The organism is Acinetobacter colistiniresistens (genome assembly GCF_024582815.1).
GTDB lineage: Bacteria > Pseudomonadota > Gammaproteobacteria > Pseudomonadales > Moraxellaceae > Acinetobacter.
This window is the reverse complement of sequence record NZ_CP102099.1, coordinates 888,556-904,978: the sequence shown is the minus strand read 5'-3', so window position 1 is coordinate 904,978 and position 16,423 is coordinate 888,556. Positions and strand designations below refer to the sequence as shown.

At 43.8% G+C, this 16,423-nt stretch carries 13 protein-coding genes and 1 riboswitch; of the genes, 2 read left to right on the top strand and 11 right to left on the bottom strand.

All coding sequences use genetic code 11. The features are described from left to right. Window positions 1–24: 24 nt before the first annotated feature. Together NQU59_RS04265 and prfB are read right to left on the bottom strand one after the other, a co-directional pair. Entirely contained in the window at window positions 25–327 is a 303-nt protein-coding gene (locus tag NQU59_RS04265) for an ArsR/SmtB family transcription factor (protein ID WP_010590065.1), read from the bottom strand. Between the two features lie 161 nt (window positions 328–488). Further along, a protein-coding gene (prfB, locus tag NQU59_RS04260) for a peptide chain release factor 2 (protein ID WP_111841898.1) occupies window positions 489–1,584 on the bottom strand; the annotation gives its coding sequence in 2 pieces (ribosomal slippage) (window positions 489–1,511 and window positions 1,513–1,584; 1,095 coding nt in all). A gap of 408 nt (window positions 1,585–1,992) precedes the next feature. Here prfB and NQU59_RS04255 point away from each other — a divergent pair. Together NQU59_RS04255 and NQU59_RS04250 are read left to right on the top strand one after the other, a co-directional pair. Continuing rightward, entirely contained in the window at window positions 1,993–2,799 is an 807-nt protein-coding gene (locus NQU59_RS04255) for a putative porin (RefSeq protein ID WP_005238170.1), read from the top strand. A 203-nt stretch (window positions 2,800–3,002) separates the two neighbouring features. Beyond that, window positions 3,003–3,860, top strand: a complete 858-nt coding sequence (locus tag NQU59_RS04250; RefSeq protein ID WP_257065179.1) for a putative porin — start codon at window positions 3,003–3,005, stop codon at window positions 3,858–3,860. A 50-nt stretch (window positions 3,861–3,910) separates the two neighbouring features. Here the strand turns inward: NQU59_RS04250 and recJ are convergent, their stop codons facing one another. The 9 genes from recJ to aceE all read right to left on the bottom strand — a co-directional run bounded on the left by recJ (window position 3,911) and on the right by aceE (window position 16,387). Beyond that, entirely contained in the window at window positions 3,911–5,611 is a 1,701-nt protein-coding gene (recJ, locus tag NQU59_RS04245) for a single-stranded-DNA-specific exonuclease RecJ (protein WP_257065178.1), read from the bottom strand. Continuing rightward, a complete protein-coding gene (gene pdxH, locus NQU59_RS04240) occupies window positions 5,612–6,262 on the bottom strand; it encodes a pyridoxamine 5'-phosphate oxidase (protein WP_257065177.1) in 651 nt (216 codons plus the stop codon). Between the two features lie 12 nt (window positions 6,263–6,274). Beyond that, window positions 6,275–7,612, bottom strand: a complete 1,338-nt coding sequence (glmM, locus tag NQU59_RS04235) for a phosphoglucosamine mutase (RefSeq protein WP_005238161.1) — start codon at window positions 7,610–7,612, stop codon at window positions 6,275–6,277. Between the two features lie 128 nt (window positions 7,613–7,740). Next, window positions 7,741–9,207, bottom strand: coding sequence for an IMP dehydrogenase (gene guaB / locus NQU59_RS04230; RefSeq protein WP_005238160.1), 1,467 nt, complete (start codon window positions 9,205–9,207; stop codon window positions 7,741–7,743). Window positions 9,208–9,474: 267 nt separating this feature from the next. After that, entirely contained in the window at window positions 9,475–10,281 is an 807-nt protein-coding gene (locus NQU59_RS04225) for an MBL fold metallo-hydrolase (protein ID WP_005238158.1), read from the bottom strand. 165 nt (window positions 10,282–10,446) lie between these two features. Continuing rightward, window positions 10,447–11,022 (bottom strand): TMEM165/GDT1 family protein, encoded by a 576-nt coding sequence (locus NQU59_RS04220; RefSeq protein ID WP_005238156.1) that lies wholly within the window; start codon window positions 11,020–11,022, stop codon window positions 10,447–10,449. Between the two features lie 83 nt (window positions 11,023–11,105). After that, window positions 11,106–11,247: riboswitch (yybP-ykoY riboswitch) on the bottom strand. Window positions 11,248–11,281: 34 nt separating this feature from the next. Continuing rightward, window positions 11,282–11,569 (bottom strand): hypothetical protein, encoded by a 288-nt coding sequence (locus NQU59_RS04215; protein ID WP_257065173.1) that lies wholly within the window; start codon window positions 11,567–11,569, stop codon window positions 11,282–11,284. Between the two features lie 121 nt (window positions 11,570–11,690). After that, window positions 11,691–13,667, bottom strand: a complete 1,977-nt coding sequence (locus NQU59_RS04210; RefSeq protein WP_257065172.1) for a 2-oxo acid dehydrogenase subunit E2 — start codon at window positions 13,665–13,667, stop codon at window positions 11,691–11,693. Between the two features lie 2 nt (window positions 13,668–13,669). Beyond that, a complete protein-coding gene (gene aceE, locus NQU59_RS04205; RefSeq protein ID WP_257065171.1) occupies window positions 13,670–16,387 on the bottom strand; it encodes a pyruvate dehydrogenase (acetyl-transferring), homodimeric type in 2,718 nt (905 codons plus the stop codon). Between the last annotated feature and the right edge of the window lie 36 nt (window positions 16,388–16,423).

Sequence of the window (16,423 nt, the reverse complement as noted above, 5' to 3'; positions counted from 1 at the left end):
CGCCTCAACTTACACTTCTTCGATTTAAAGTGCTTGTTTTAAATGTTCGATATATTGCTGAATCAAAGCTTCATTACGTGTGAAATAAGACCACTGTCCATATTTCTCGACCTTGATCAAACCTGCCTGTTGCAATACAGACAAATGATTCGACATGGTCGATTGCGCAACTTTACCTAAACGTTCGATGTGCCCTGCACATACGCCCCGTTCAAAACTACCACCACATTGCTCAACGGGTAGAAATTGCTCAGGCTCTTTCAACCATTGCAAGATCTGTCGACGTAATGGATTGGCTAAGGCTTTGCTTATAACATCAATATCCATAGACTCACCACGTTTCTCAAGCGGCAACGCTTTGTTCAGCACCTGAATCTAGTATATCGAACTTTTTAAATATTAATATCCATTTTTTCGATATTAATATCATATTTTTTCGATTAACCAGCCGATGCTGAACGAGATTGCCGTTTTAATTGGATTAAAACTTATAAACCTTGCTTCAAACTTGCTTCAATGAACTTATCCAAGTCACCATCTAACACGGCTTTGGTATTGGAATTTTCCACTCCGGTACGCAAGTCTTTAATACGTGAGTCATCTAACACATACGAACGAATCTGACTGCCCCAACCGATATCAGACTTCGAGTCTTCCAAGGCTTGAGCAGCTTCATTACGCTTGCTCATTTCGAGCTCATAAAGTTTGGCACGTAATTGCTTCCACGCGTGGTCACGGTTGGCATGCTGTGAACGCTGATTCTGACAAGCCACTACGATACCTGTCGGTGCGTGCGTTAAACGAACGGCAGAATCGGTTTTGTTAATGTGCTGACCACCTGCCCCCGAAGCACGGTAAGTATCGGTACGAACATCGGATGGATTGATATCAATCTCGATATTGTCATCAATCTCAGGTGAAATAAACACTGCTGAGAATGAGGTATGACGGTTGTTGTTGCTGTCAAATGGTGACTTCCGTACTAAACGATGTACGCCACTTTCGGTACGCAACCAACCATAGGCAAACTCACCATCAACACGGATGGTGGCTGATTTAATTCCTGCCACATCACCGTCAGAGACTTCCATCAGCTCAGCTTTAAAGCCATGACGTTCGATCCAGCGTAAATACATACGTAATAACATCGACGCCCAGTCTTGAGCCTCAGTACCACCCGAACCAGACTGGATCTCAAGGAAGCATGGATTTGGATCCATTGGATTGCTAAACATACGGCGGAATTCAAGATTGCCCAGAGCTTCTTCAGCACTGTCCAACTCAGCCTGAACATCCAATAATAAACTTTCATCATCTGCTTCAACTGCAAGGTCAAGCATAGCCTTAGCATCATCTAACTGTTCAGCAAGACGATCAAACACACCAATGGTATTTTCTAAACTGCCCTTTTCTTTGGCGATGGTTTGAGCACGGTTTTGATCATTCCAAATCGCAGGGTCTTCTAATTCTCTTAAAACTTCTTCTAAACGCTCAACCTTTAGATCGTAGTCAAAGATACCCCCGTAGTGTTTGGCTACGATCAGCTAAATCTTTCAATTGAATTAAATACGGATTAATTTCCACGCGTGTTTTCTCACAATTTTTTCACTTAATTCGCTATTTTAACATAACTGTTTTAGCCGACACAGCCATGTGTTTTTGAATAATGTGCTTTCTTAAAATCAGCTTTATAAATGAATTTATTTTTGTTTGAAATATTTTCCAACCTCAATTTAGACTGGCTCAATGTATAAAAATCAGACTAAATTCACGAAAACACACAATATCTCCTAAGTTTTAATAAATCAAAACAATCCATATTTATTAATAAATATCAATTAGATAAAATGTCAAAATTACAAGTTAATTACATTTGTACAGTTCGATTACCTTATCAAGATTGACGATCATGAAAATTACTCTAGACTCGAGTTGTAACAAAACATGTACCCGTATTTAACACTTGGTTTAAATCTTAACGAGGAAACAACCATGAAAAAATTAGCAATTGCATCAGCACTTTTATCTGCAATCGCAGTAACTGGCACTGCTCATGCTTATCAAGCTGAGGTCGGTGGTTCTTATACCTATAAAGACCAAGATCGTTTTGGTGACAGTGATCGTTTCAGCGTAGATGGTAAGTATTATTTCAATCCAGTACAAACACGTAATGCACCACTTGCAGAAGCAGCGTTCCTTGACCGTGCAAGCAATGTAAGTGCACAGTACGCTTATGAAAAAGATGATGCCATTAAAAACAACCAGTATGGCGCAGGAATTGAATACTTCGTTCCAAACTCTGATTTCTACTTAAGCGGTACTATTGGTCGTGAAGAAATCAAACCAAATAGCAACTACCTTGATGGCAAAGTAAAAATTAACCACTATGCGGGTGAAGTGGGTTATTTACCAGCACCTGGTTTATTAATTGCTGCGGGTGCAAAAACTGTTGACGTTAAAGATGGTGATCGTGAAACCAGTCCAACACTTCGTGCCAAGTATGTGACTAAAGTGGGTCAGAATGACGTCAATCTAGAAGCTTATAGTGCTTTTGGTGACAACAAAGAAGTGAAATTAAAAGGTGATTACTTCATCGACAAAACGTTAAGTGTTGGTGTAGATTATCAAAAACTTAAATATGATGACACTATCGTTAATTCGAATGAATGGGGTATTTCTGCGAAGAAATTCTTCAATCAACAAGTAAGCCTAGAAGGCCGTGTAGGTTTCGGTAACGACAAGTCATATATTGACAACGATTACACCTCTTTCGGTCTTCGTGCTGCATACCGTTTCTAATTTTGAAATCGAAATTGCAAACATAAAAAACGCCCTGAGTCATTCAGGGCGTTTTTTTTCAACCAGCCTTTCATCCATTCTCCCCCTTATTCCTGTGCTGTATTTTAATATTTTATGCGTTAAAGAATTGACGGCTATATATTTTTGACTACACTAGCGCCTGTAACAAAATATGTATTATTTTTAAACGGGGAAAATAACAAATGAAAAATTTAAATCTTCTTGCAGTACTTGTGAGTGCTTGCTTTGCAATCAATGCCCATGCTTATCAAACTGAAGCCAACGGTGCATATGAACATATCAATATGGATGATGGCAAAGGCAATAGTGCCGTGATCAGCGCTAAATATTATTTTAATCCGGTACACACCCGAAATGTGCCTTGGGCAGAAGCGGCGTTCTTAGATAAAGCTTCAAATCTTGGCGGTGGCTATGCTTATAGCAAACTTAAAGATGACCAAGATTTCGGTGATTTACAGTTTAATATGCTAGGACTACAAGGTGAGTTCTACGTTCCAAATACACAGTTCTATCTTTCTGGTGCCCTACATCGTACCAATGTTAAAGCGACAATCAATGGGATCGGCTCAGATTCTAAAAAGAGTGATGGCTATAACTTAGAAGCAGGTTTCCTGCCAATCTCTGGATTACTCCTTGCTGTCGGCGTTGCAGATTTATCGGATAGCTTAAATCCAGTACAGGTTGCTCAATATGGCTTTAGCAGTACTCTCTCAAATGCAGCAATCGTGTCGGGGGAAAATGACGATACCGCAGTTTCTTTGCGTGCTAAATATGTCGCACAAATTGGTGGTTACTATACCAACTTTGAAGCGCTCAGCTATATTGGTGATGAAACAACCTACCGTTTAGGCGCAGATCTTTATCTTGATCCAACGCTTAATGTTGGTGTCTCATTTGCTGACTCTACCGCAAAAGACTCAGACAGTATTTTTAATATTCATGCTCAGAAATTCTTCACACCACAATTTGCTTTAGGTGTGGGTTATACCACTACAGATGGTATGGATGCTTTTGCACTCAACGGAACGGTACGTTTCTGATACAGACCGAAGTACAAATGGCAAAAAATCCGCTCGTATGAGCGGATTTTTTATTGTTTTAAATAAGCAACTTGTAATTGCAGGCTGGTGTTGCCATTAAAGACATTACGTTCCAAGGTATAAACCAAGTCCACATAACCCAGCATCGGGTTGAATTCAAACCGATCCATGGCATTAAATGCAATCGCATCAACCGAATGTGAGCCTACTGCAAGTTTTAGTTTGAGATGCTGATCTTTGAGCCAGCGATAATCAATTACCTTAAAGTGCCCCTCAAATTGAGGAAGGGGAAATTTTTGCCCCCAAGGTCCAAGCTGTTCAATCCAGTCTAAGGTTCCAAGATGCAAAGCTGAATCGCCCAATTCTCCATCGGTCCATAAGGTCGCTTGAAACAACTCCTCATCCATTGCAGCAATAGACTGAATAAATACCGCTTTGAATTCATCAAAGTGCTCTTTTTTTAGCGTCAAACCTGCCGCCGCCGCGTGGCCACCAAAATGACTGACCAGATGCGGGTATTGCTCCGCAACCTGCTCAATGGTGTCCCGAATATGAATCCCATCAATCGAACGTGCTGAACCTTTAATATGGATGCCATCTTCATCAGGCGCAAACACCAGACTTGGCCGGTGGAACTGTTCTTTTAAGCGTCCCGCCACAATCCCAATCACCCCTTGGTGCCATTGTTGATCAAACATCACCAAGGCGGCAGGTAAATGCGCTGTTTCAAGTTGTACATGTTGCAGTGCTTGCAACGCTTGCTGCTTCATTTCCGATTCAACTTGACGGCGTTCCATATTGAGCTGATTCAATTGTTGTGCAATCGGATAGGCTGTTTGCATATCGGCAGCCAGTAAACACTCAATCCCGATGCGCATACTTTCCATCCGACCCGCCGCATTAATACGCGGGCCCAGTACGAAACCTAAATCCTGCGCACGTAAACTAGCGGCGTCACGCCCCGCAATATCCAATAAAGCTAAAATGCCTGCACGACACTGATGTTGCTGAATACGTTTTAGCCCTGCATCAATCAAGATACGATTGTTGTAATCCAGTGTCGCCACATCGGCATAGGTACCCAAAGCCACCAGATCAAGGTATTGCGTTACTTTGCTGCTACTTTTACCCTGCTGACTGCGCGTGCTGGCCAGTCGTGCCAACACATAAAACGCAACCCCCACCCCAGCCAGGGCTTTGCTGGAAAAGTCACAACCCAGCTGATTCGGATTAACCACCGCTTCGGCACTCGGTGTCGGCTTGGTGGTTAAGTGGTGGTCGGTGATAATCACCTGCATCCCTAATGCCTGTGCCGTTTCCACCCCAGCATGGCTAGAAATGCCATTATCCACGGTAATCAACAAATCGGGATGGTAGCTGTGCTTGGCCAGTTCTGCAATTGCCGGCGTGAGCCCATAACCATATTTAAAACGGTCAGGTACCAAATACTCCACTCTGGCGCCCATGTCTTGCAACACGAGAACCATCAAAGCGGTACTGGTTGCACCATCTGCATCATAATCCCCGACAATCACGATCTGCTTTTGTTGATCAATAGCTTGATCAATCAAGACAACCGCCTGCTCCAAACCTTTTAAATCGGGCGGAAGTAGATACTTCAGTTTCAACTCTAGTTCTTGTTCTGACTGAACACCGCGTCTTGCTAAAATTTCAGCGATAAAAGCAGGCACGCCCTGAAACTGTTCAGGGCGTGTCAGCAAGGGTCTTTTTTGAATTTGAATCTGGGTCATTTATGGCATCAAACGTTGTATAGTCCAAACACCGTTCTGTTTTTCATAACTTAAACGGTCATGTAGGCGATTTGGTCGGCCCTGCCAAAACTCATAATAATCCGCTTCTAAGCGATAACCGCCCCAGAATTCAGGTTTATCCAGTTCATGTTGAGCTTGGCTTTGCAGCGCTTGAAAGCGCTGTTGCAATAATTCACGGCTTTCAATCACGCCACTTTGCGGGGTACTGATATGCGCCGCAATCTGACTGTCACGCGGACGTTTATGGTAATAATCCGTTGACTCTTGTTCAGAAATCTTGATGACTTTGCCCCCGATACGCACCTGACGCTCTAGACTTGGCCAGTAAAACAGCAGTTCAGCATAGGGATTTTCAGCTAAATCTAAACCTTTTTGGCTATCATAATTGGTATAGAAGTCATAACCTGCTTCTGTCGCGCCACGCAACAACACCGTACGCACATGCGCACGACCTTGTCGATTGGCGGTTGCCAAGGACATCGCATAAGGCTCATGTAAATGAGCAGTCAGCGCATGATTAAACCAATTGAGAAACTGCAAATGAGGTTGGCCACTCACCTGGTCTTCGTGTAACTCACCTTGCTCGTAGCTCAATCGCAATTCACTCAAGTCTTTAATGACATCACTCATAAATGCACCCCTTTAAGCAGCCTGAGCGTGAGCACGTACCGCATCAGCCAGATGATGAGCCAAAGCTTCAACTTCTTGTTGCTGGTCACCTTCAACCATGACACGAATCATAGGCTCGGTACCTGACTTACGAATCAACAATCGGCCACGACCTTTCAGTTGCTGTTCAGCCTTTTCAAACTCGGCAACCAACGCTGGGATGGAATAGGGATCAATCATGTGTTGCAGACGAACATTGACCAACACCTGAGGGAAGAGTACAAAACCTTCAACCAATTCATGTAACGCTTTACCCTGCTCAACCATCACCGTGAGCACTTGTAAAGCCGCAATAATTGCATCACCGGTGGTGCTCTTATCTAGGGTCAAGATATGTCCTGAAGGCTCAGCACCCGTTACCCAAGCATTTTCTTCCAGTGCTTGTAACACATAGCGGTCACCCACTTTGGCGCGGACAAAACCCACCTCTGCTTTTTGCAAAGCCAGTTCCAATGCCATATTGCTCATCACCGTCCCCACAACACCTTCTGGCTTATTTTGTGCCTGCGTTGCAAGGATATACAGGATATGGTCACCATCAATCAACTGACCATTTTTGGCCACCATCACCACGCGATCCGCATCACCATCAAAGGCAATACCGAGATCTGCCTCATGTTCAAACACAGCCTTTCTTAACTGCTCTGGATGGGTTGAACCACAATTTTCATTAATATTTAAACCATCTGGTTCATTAAATAATGGAATAACTTTGGCACCTAACTCACGGAATACCGATGGTCCTACGCTATAAGCTGCACCATTGGCACAATCCACCACGATTTTTAAATTACGTAAGTCAAAATGGTAAGGAAAGGTCGATTTACAAAACTCAATATAACGGCCATTGGCATCTTTAACACGAACACTCTTACCTAAGTGAGCCGTATCATCAATCACAATCTCTCGCTCAAGTTCTTGATTAATTTCATCTTGTAAAGCATTTGGTAATTTTTTGCCTTCACTAGAGAAAAATTTAATCCCATTATCAAAATAAGGATTATGGGATGCTGAAATGACGATTCCAGCATGTGCATGCAGTGCACGAGTTAAATGCGCAATTGCAGGGGTTGGCAATGGACCCAATAAATGCACATACACACCTGCTGCATTCAGTCCTGCCTGTAAAGCCGCTTCCAAAATATAGCCAGATAAACGCGTGTCTTTTCCCAGCACCACAATCGGTTTATTTTTAGGGCTATTTCTTTTTAATACTGTTCCTGCAGCAAAGCCTAGTTTTAATGCGAATTCTGGCGTAATTGGCATTTGCCCAAATTTACCGCGAATTCCATCAGTACCAAAATAACTCATCTTTTACTCACTTTCTTATCTTTTATATGGTGTCTAACCATAATCTTTCCTCATCTTGTTCACTTTACACCAAAACGAAAAAACCGTCAGCGAACTGACGGTTTATCTGTCAACAAAATTACTAAAAGTTAACCGACACGGTAATTTGGTGCTTCTTTGGTAATCGTAACGTCATGGACATGTGATTCTGACATTCCGGCTGAAGTAATTTTCACAAATTTTGCATTTTGACGAAGATCTTCAATCACAGATGAACCGGTATAACCCATTGATGAACGTAAGCCACCCATCATTTGATGGACGATATTGCCCATTGGTCCTTTGTATGGCACCCGGCCTTCGATGCCTTCCGGTACTAACTTTTCCGCACCCGCTTTAGCGTCTTGGAAATAACGGTCAGCAGAACCCGATGCACCTGCCATTGCACCCAATGAACCCATACCACGATAAGCTTTATAGTAACGGCCTTGGAAGAACTCAACTTCACCTGGTGCTTCTTCAGTTCCTGCAAGCAGTGAACCGACCATAATCGTGCTCGCACCTGCACCAATCGCTTTCGCCATATCACCAGAAAAACGAATGCCGCCATCTGCAATCAACGGGATTTGATCTTTCAGTGCATTGGCGACGCTATCAATCGCAGAGATCTGCGGCATACCGATACCTGCCACAATACGCGTGGTACAGATCGAACCAGGGCCAATACCCACTTTAACCGCATCTGCACCTGCATCAAGTAATGCCAAAGCTGCATCACCTGTTGCAATGTTTCCGCCAATCACTTGTACTTGCGGGAAGTTTTGTTTCACCCAGCGGACACGTTCGATCACACCAGCAGAGTGACCATGTGCAGTATCGACCACAATCGCATCAACACCTGCTTCCACTAAAGCTTCTACGCGGCTTGGTGTTTCAGCACCAGTACCCACTGCAGCACCCACACGTAAACGGCCCAAATCATCTTTGCAGCTGTTTGGGTAACTTTCAGCTTTACGGAAGTCAGTGACCGTAATCAAGCCTTTCAGCTCATGGTTTTCACCAACCACCAATACTTTTTCAATACGGTGTTTTTGCAATAATGCTTGGATATTTTCTTTCGACTCGCCTTCACGCACAGTCACGAGGCGATCCTGACCTGTCATGATATTACTTACAGGCTGCTCAAGATTCGTTTCAAAGCGTGTATCACGACCTGTCACGATTCCGACCACTTTGCCATCTTTTACAACTGGTACACCGCTAATATTATTCGCTTGGGTAATCGCAATTAGCTCACGAACTGTGGTTTCAGGGGTGACCGTAATTGGATCTTTCACCATACCCGCTTCGAATTTTTTCACACGACGGACTTCAGCGGCTTGTGCTGCGATATCCATGTTTTTGTGCAAAATACCAATACCACCATTTTGTGCCATTGCAATTGCCATGCGTGACTCAGTCACGGTATCCATTGCAGCAGAGACGAGAGGGATATTAAGTTGAATTCCGCGAGTTAAACGTGTCTTTAGGGAGACATCTTTTGGGAGAACAGTTGAGTAGGCAGGAAGTAATAAGACATCATCGAAGGTTAACGCTTCTTGAACGATGGTCAGCATAACAATCTCACTGGTAATTTCCGTGAGCTATTATAAACAAATTTCGATGTGATTTTCATTTTCTATGATGAAAATAATTTTAACTGCATGTTGATCTAGGGTCTACACCCTCACTTTTCGCTTCAAATCCTAAAAATCAACCTGCCTTTTTGCTCATCATTATTTTTTATTTTCAGTAGCCTATTACTAAATATCGAAAACATTGAGTGGAGCAGCGACTTGGCTGCTTCACGCCCCAACAAAACGTTATATTTCACTCATCATCACTTAACTCATCGCAGTGGGCAAACTAAAAACATATTCATTCATCAAGTCCACACCACATTCCAATGTTTCAATCCAATCTAAAAATTGATTGATCATGTCCTTCCCGACAAAAGCCGTACCATGCTGCGGTACAATCATCTCCACATCCATTTGTCGCACCATATTGACCCATAAACGAATCACCTTATTGGAACACATATAGCGCTGGTGGAAGCCTTTCATCTTTTGAATATGTGCTTCAAAATCAGTCATCGGCACACTGGCATCTTCGACGATCGAAGCCCCCATATCCCCCGAAAACAGAATTTTTGCGGTCGGATCATAAAACTGAAAGTTTCCTACCGAATGCAGGAAATGCGCAGGGACAGCCACAATACTGGATTCGCCCAAAGCAATAATCTGTCCTGTATCTGACAATTCAATCAAGCGCTCTTCCCAATCGCCCTTCATACGGTCACTCATAAAAGCTGAATTCAAATGAGGAAGAAAACGCGCCCACAACTTGGATGCCACCACTTTGGCATCGGTATACACCAACCAGCGCGGCATTGAGGTAATGATGTCAGGATCTTGATGCGAGGCCATCACATAATCCAGATTTTTTAGTTTGGTGTAGCGATTGAGTTCCATAGTTAAAGGCACATAGGTGAGATCACCACCTGGATCCAGAACAGCGGCACGCTCATGATCAATAATTAAAAATTGATTGGCCTGGATACCTTCCCCTTTCACCAAACTGGTAAAACTAATGCATTTATGTGTCCCATTATCAAATAATATTTGCGATGTTGTCCGCTCAAAACTCATAATTACCCCAGAAAAATTCTTTAAATATGAAATATTTTTAATTCCATAATAAAATAATGGGATTTAGTTGATGTTTCAATCAGAGATTTGACTTTTATCCTAAATTGATAAGAAAAAAACCCATCTCTTCTGGATGGGTGTTGATGGCTTTAAAATTCAATCCGTTTAAAGGAAATAGTGTTGTACCAAAGCTGAAACACCAACGATCAAGAAAATTGCAGCCCCAATTTTATGAATCAATGAAATCGGTAATTTATCAGCTAATTTATCACCAATAAACACGGCAGGGGCATTGGCAAGCATCATACCGAAGGTAGTGCCCAACATCACCCAAAACACACTGTCGAAACGTGCTGCTAAAGCGACGGTCGCAATCTGGGTTTTATCACCAATTTCAGCCAGGAAAAACAGAATAAAGGTGGCGCCAAAGACCCCAAATTTCTGCCATTTATTGATGTTTTCCGTTTCATCACCCAACTCATCTGGAATCAGCATCCAGATCGCCATCCCAATGAAACCAAGCGCCAAAATCCATAACAAAACTTCAGGACTGAGTACTGTGGTAATCCATTGCCCTAAAACAGCAGAAATACCATGGTTAATCGTAGTGGCCAGTAAGATGGCAATTAAAATCGGAATCGGTTTACGGAACCGTGCTGCAAGCAAGAGTGCAAGTAATTGCGTTTTATCGCCCATTTCAGCGAGGGCAACAATTGAAGTCGAGATGAGAAATTCATACATGATTGAATGCTCTGGCTAGCAAAATATACCGATGACCTACCCCTCCTGCTAGCCAAAATCAAATAGATTGATGCAGAGTGGTAAATCAAAGGTCTTGCCAACAAAAGCACAGCTGAAAAGCTGTTCTTGGTTCTTTGCTATGATGACCATGTTCAGTTGAACAATTATGTTGATCATCACCTCTTTACTTTGCGTAAAGAGCGGCTACTCCCCAATGAAGTGAGTTCATTCTATCAAACAATAAAATCGTTTTGAATCTTTATGAGCAAAATTTTTGGTAACTCCAGAGCAACACGCGGGCAAGCCCCAAAAAGAAAGCCAAATAGGCACTTAAACCTAAAAAACCAAAACTGCCCCAGCCACTGGCACCTCCAATATGTTGCGCCTGATATTCCATCATCATCACGATGGTCGCCACAAAGACTTCTAAGCCCAGAACAACATACATGACCCACTCCCAAGGGAAATGCAGAAAGCTCACCCATGCACCCATCAAGACAAAAACAATGAGCAATAACGGCAACATCACCCGATAAACCACCAACATCCGTGCTCCTGCAATCAATGAAAATCTATTTCCCGTCCAACATAGCATAAATGAAGTCGTCTATTTTCTGCCTAAAAATAGAAAACCCCGCGTATGCGAGGTTGTCTAGATTCAAATACGATTAGAGCAATAAGCTACGAATATCTTTTAATAACTTGGTTAGCTTATTGGTAAAACGTGCTGCATCCGCACCATTAATCACACGATGGTCATAAGACAAGGATAATGGCAACATCAGGCGTGGATCAAAGTCTTTGCCATTCCAAACCGGTTGCATGGTTGCAGGTGAAATACCTAAAATCGCGACTTGCGGCCAATTCACCAATGGCGTAAATGCGGTACCACCAATACTGCCCAAGCTGGTAATGGTAAAGTTAGCACCCTGTAGATCTTTCGGTGACAATTTACGATCACGCGCTTTCTGGCTGAGTTCCGCCAATTCAGTTGCAATTTGCTTAATTGATTTCTGGTCAGGATTACGCAGTACTGGAACCGTTAAACCATCTGGCGTTGCAACCGCAATCCCCATATGAATTTCGTTACGCAACAATACTGACTTCTGATCATCAGCCAAATGGCCAGCGAAATACGGTTCTTCTTTCAACAAGTGCGCGACTGCTTTAGCGATAAAGGCCAAAATGGTTAAGCTAAGACCCTGCTTTTTAAAGCCATCTTTCAGTTCGCCACGCCATGCTTCGAGTTCGGTAATATCTGCTAAATCAAACTGTGTCACTTGTGGAATGAAATTGTTCAACGACAATTGCGGTACAGACACTTGCTGTAAACGCGTCATCGCTTTCACTTCACCGCCACCAAATGCATTAAAGTCTGGCAACTTCGGTAAGCCCGAAGCCACTGGCGCAGCTTGAGAGGTCGATGCAGGCTGTGGTGCAGTCAAACGCGTTTTCACATAGGCAAAAACATCGTCCTTCATCACACGACCATGTTCACCCGAGGCTTTGACCTGTCCAAGAACCACACCTAACTCGCGTGCCAGTTTACGTACCGCTGGGCCAGCATAGACTTTGGCATTGTCGGCTTCTTGCTCTTTGGTCAGCTTCTCAGCTTGCGCTGGGGCACTCGGTGCTGTTGGCGCTGCTGCCTGTGCTTTTGCTGGTGCAGCTTGAGTAGCAGGCGTCGCGGCTGGTTGAGCTTTTGGCACTGCTGCTGGTGCAGCAGCCTGACCACCACTCACCTCAATTGTTGCCAAAGCCATGCCTTGACGAACTTCTTGATTGGCAGAGACATGAATTGCTTTCACAATTCCTGCTACTGAGCTTGGCACTTCAACCGAAGCCTTATCTGACTCAACCACGCATAAGCTTTGTTGGGCTTCAACGCGATCACCAACATTGACCAGAATTTCTGAAACAAGTGCTTTTTCTACACCCAGGTCAGGTACTTCAATTTCAACATTACCTGTTGAGGTATTCGTTGCAGCTGGTGCTTCTGTTGTTGCTACTGGCACTTCTGTTTGAGCAGGTGCAGGTGCTGCTTGTGGTTCTGGTGCAGCAGCCGAACTCGCAGTCTTGACCTGAATCAACACCACGCCTTCTTTAATGCTATCACCTTCTTTGATTTGAATGGCTTCCACAATTCCCGCAACCGAGCTTGGTACTTCTACAGTTGCCTTGTCAGATTCAACCACAACAATACTTTGTTCAGGTTCAATCTGATCACCCACTTTGACCAACACTTCTGCAACCAACGCTTTTTCTACGCCAATATCTGGAACTTTTACATCCACAATCTGGCTTGAAGTCGCTGCTGAAGCAGCAACTGGTTGCGCTTTTGTTTCAGCTGCCACAGGTTTTACTTCGGCTTTTGGCGCTTCCGCTTTCGGTGCTTCGTTCACAGGTGATTCAGCGGCAGACTCAGACTCTAATTCAATCAATGCGACGCCTTCAGTGACTTCATCGCCCTGTTGAACCAGAATACTTTTCACGATACCGGCTGCCGTGCTTGGTACCTCTACCGTTGCCTTATCGGATTCTAAAACCAGAAGACTATCGTCAACCGCAACATGGTCGCCGACTTTGACCAAGATTTCTGCAACCAGTGCTTTCTCAACGCCAATATCAGGTGCTTGGATTTGCATGATTATTTCCCCTCACCTGTTTGCGTTTCATTGTATTCAGCAACGGCCTGAACTTCTGGATGCGCTTGTGGTGCCCACGCCACTGGACGGTCCGTATCTAACTCAAAGTTAGAAATTGCATCTTTGACTAAACGTGCGTCTACTTCGCCTTCATCCGCTAGTTTTTTCAATGTCGCAACCACGATATGCGCAGCATCAACACCAAAGAAACTACGTAAGTTAGCACGCGTATCTGAACGACCGTAACCATCTGTACCTAATGCAACAAATGGACGACCATCTGGAAGATATGCACGGATCTGTTCACTGTAGGCACGCATATGGTCAGTCGCAGAAACGACAATACCTTCCGTACCACGTAATTGCTTAGATACCCAGGATTCTTTCACTTCTTCAGCAAGTGGGTGTAAGCGGTTATATTCTTCACATGCCATACCATCACGTGACAACTCATTGAAGCTGGTTACACTCCAAACGTTTGAATGGATTTGGTATTCATCACGCAAGATTTTCGCAGCCTTGATCACTTCACGAAGAATGACACCTGAGCCCAGTAATTGAACCGTTGCTTTTTCATCTTTTTCGAACAAGTACATACCACGTTTAATGCCTTCCTCAGCGCCTTCTGGCATTGCAGGATGCTCGTAGTTTTCATTCATTACGGTTAAGTAATAGAACACTCGCTCTTGGTTCACATACATCCGTTGTAAACCGTCATGTACGATCACCGCCAACTCATAACCAAAACATGGATCATAAGATACACAGTTTGGAATAGTATTTGCCAAGATATGTGAATGGCCATCTTGGTGCTGTAAACCTTCACCGTTCAATGTGGTACGGCCAGCCGTTGCACCGAGCAAGAAACCTTGTGCCTGTGCATCACCCGCAGCCCATGCGATATCACCAATACGTTGGAAACCGAACATTGAGTAGTACATGTACATTGGAATCATCGGCAAGTTATTGGTTGAATAACTGGTTGCCAACGCAGCCCATGCACTCATTGCACCCGCTTCGTTAATGCCTTCTTGCAGCATGTGGCCATCACTTGCTTCACGATAATGCATTAACTGTTCTTGGTCTTCTGGGGTATATTTTTGACCGTGAGCGGCATAAATACCGAGTTGACGGAACATCCCTTCTAAACCAAAGGTACGTGCTTCATCTGGAACGATCGGTACGACACGGTCTTTAATGGCTTTTTCTTTCAGTAAAGCAGCAATTAAACGAACCATCAGCATCGTGGTCGATTGTTCTTTACCACCAGAACCATTTAAGACAGCATCAAAGACTGATAATTCAGGAATCGCTAAAGTTTCACTCTCACGACGGCGTGCAGGTAGGTAACCCCCTAATGCTTCACGACGCGCCTTCATATACTTCATTTCTGGAGAGTTTTCACTTGGGCGGTAGAATGGGAGCTCTTCTAACTTATCATCTGTAAATGGCAGGTTAAAACGGTCACGTACATATTTCAAAGAGTCGATCTGCATTTTTTTGATTTGGTGAGTCTTGTTCACCGCCTCAATTTCTTCAGACAAACCATAACCTTTAACCGTTTTCGCAAGAATCACTGTCGGTTGACCTTTGGCTTTCATTGCTTCTGCATAGGCAGCAAAAACTTTGTACGGGTCATGACCACCACGGTTAAGATTATCGATGTCTTCATCGCTTAAATCTTTGACCAGTTCCGCAGCTTCTGGGTATTTGCCAAAGAATTTCTCACGGGTATAGGCACCACCTTTTACCTGATAGCGCTGATACTCACCATCAACCGTTTCTTCCATGACTGCTTTTAAAGCACCAGAACTGTCTTGCGCAAGCAGTGGATCCCAATGACGGCCCCACACCACTTTAATGACACGCCAGCCCGCACCACGGAATAACGATTCTAATTCTTGAATAATTTTACCGTTACCACGTACAGGGCCATCGAGGCGCTGTAAGTTACAGTTTACCACCCAAATCAGGTTATCCAGCTTTTCACGGCCAGCCAGTGAAATTGCACCTGTACTTTCTGGCTCATCCATCTCACCATCGCCCAGATAAGCCCAGACTTTACGATCTTCTTCTTTGATCAAGCCACGATTCATCAAATATTTTTGAATGTGTGCCTGATAAATCGACATGATTGGACCCAGACCCATGGATACGGTTGGGAATTGCCAATAGTCCGGCATTAAATAGGGATGTGGATAGCTTGGTAAACCATTACCGCCCACTTCACGGCGGAAATTACTTAACTGTTCTTCATTTAAACGACCTTCAAGGAAAGAACGTGCATAGATACCTGGTGCACAGTGACCTTGGTAATAAATCATGTCGCCACCGAAATTATTTGAGGCAGCACGGAAGAAATGGTTAAAGCCTACATCGTACAAAGTTGCAGACGAGGCAAAACTTGCAAGGTGACCACCGAGATCATCCCCGGTCTTGTTCGCACGTAATACCATCGCCAGAGCGTTCCAGCGAATCAAGGCACGAATACGGCGTTCCATATCCTGATCGCCAGGCATCGCGGGTTGTTCTGCAACTGAAATGGTATTGAGGTAAGGTGTATTTAAGCGCTGGATTGGCACATGTTTCGCAATTGCCCGTTGATAGAGTTTTTCTAGTAAGAAAGCAGCGCGTTCCGTGCCCATGTGTTGTAATACAGAATCAAATGCTTCTTGCCATTCTTGGGTTTCTTGCGCGTCAGAGTCGCCATAAAACGCCATACAATTCACCTTTTCCCTTAAGTTATTTGTCGACCC

Bases quoted from the DNA above. Each gene is read 5' to 3' on its own strand.
- NQU59_RS04215 (WP_257065173.1), bottom strand. From the start codon at position 11,569: ATGTTGGTGGTTTATCGGGTGATGTTGCCGTTATTGCTCATTGTTTTT.
- guaB (WP_005238160.1), bottom strand. From the start codon at position 9,207: ATGCTGACCATCGTTCAAGAAGCGTTAACCTTCGATGATGTCTTATTA.
- pdxH (WP_257065177.1), bottom strand. From the start codon at position 6,262: ATGAGTGATGTCATTAAAGACTTGAGTGAATTGCGATTGAGCTACGAG.
- glmM (WP_005238161.1), bottom strand. From the start codon at position 7,612: ATGAGTTATTTTGGTACTGATGGAATTCGCGGTAAATTTGGGCAAATG.
- NQU59_RS04225 (WP_005238158.1), bottom strand. From the start codon at position 10,281: ATGAGTTTTGAGCGGACAACATCGCAAATATTATTTGATAATGGGACA.
- NQU59_RS04210 (WP_257065172.1), bottom strand. From the start codon at position 13,667: ATGCAAATCCAAGCACCTGATATTGGCGTTGAGAAAGCACTGGTTGCA.
- NQU59_RS04265 (WP_010590065.1), bottom strand. From the start codon at position 327: ATGGATATTGATGTTATAAGCAAAGCCTTAGCCAATCCATTACGTCGA.
- recJ (WP_257065178.1), bottom strand. From the start codon at position 5,611: ATGACCCAGATTCAAATTCAAAAAAGACCCTTGCTGACACGCCCTGAA.
- NQU59_RS04255 (WP_005238170.1), top strand. From the start codon at position 1,993: ATGAAAAAATTAGCAATTGCATCAGCACTTTTATCTGCAATCGCAGTA.
- aceE (WP_257065171.1), bottom strand. From the start codon at position 16,387: ATGGCGTTTTATGGCGACTCTGACGCGCAAGAAACCCAAGAATGGCAA.
- NQU59_RS04220 (WP_005238156.1), bottom strand. From the start codon at position 11,022: ATGTATGAATTTCTCATCTCGACTTCAATTGTTGCCCTCGCTGAAATG.
- NQU59_RS04250 (WP_257065179.1), top strand. From the start codon at position 3,003: ATGAAAAATTTAAATCTTCTTGCAGTACTTGTGAGTGCTTGCTTTGCA.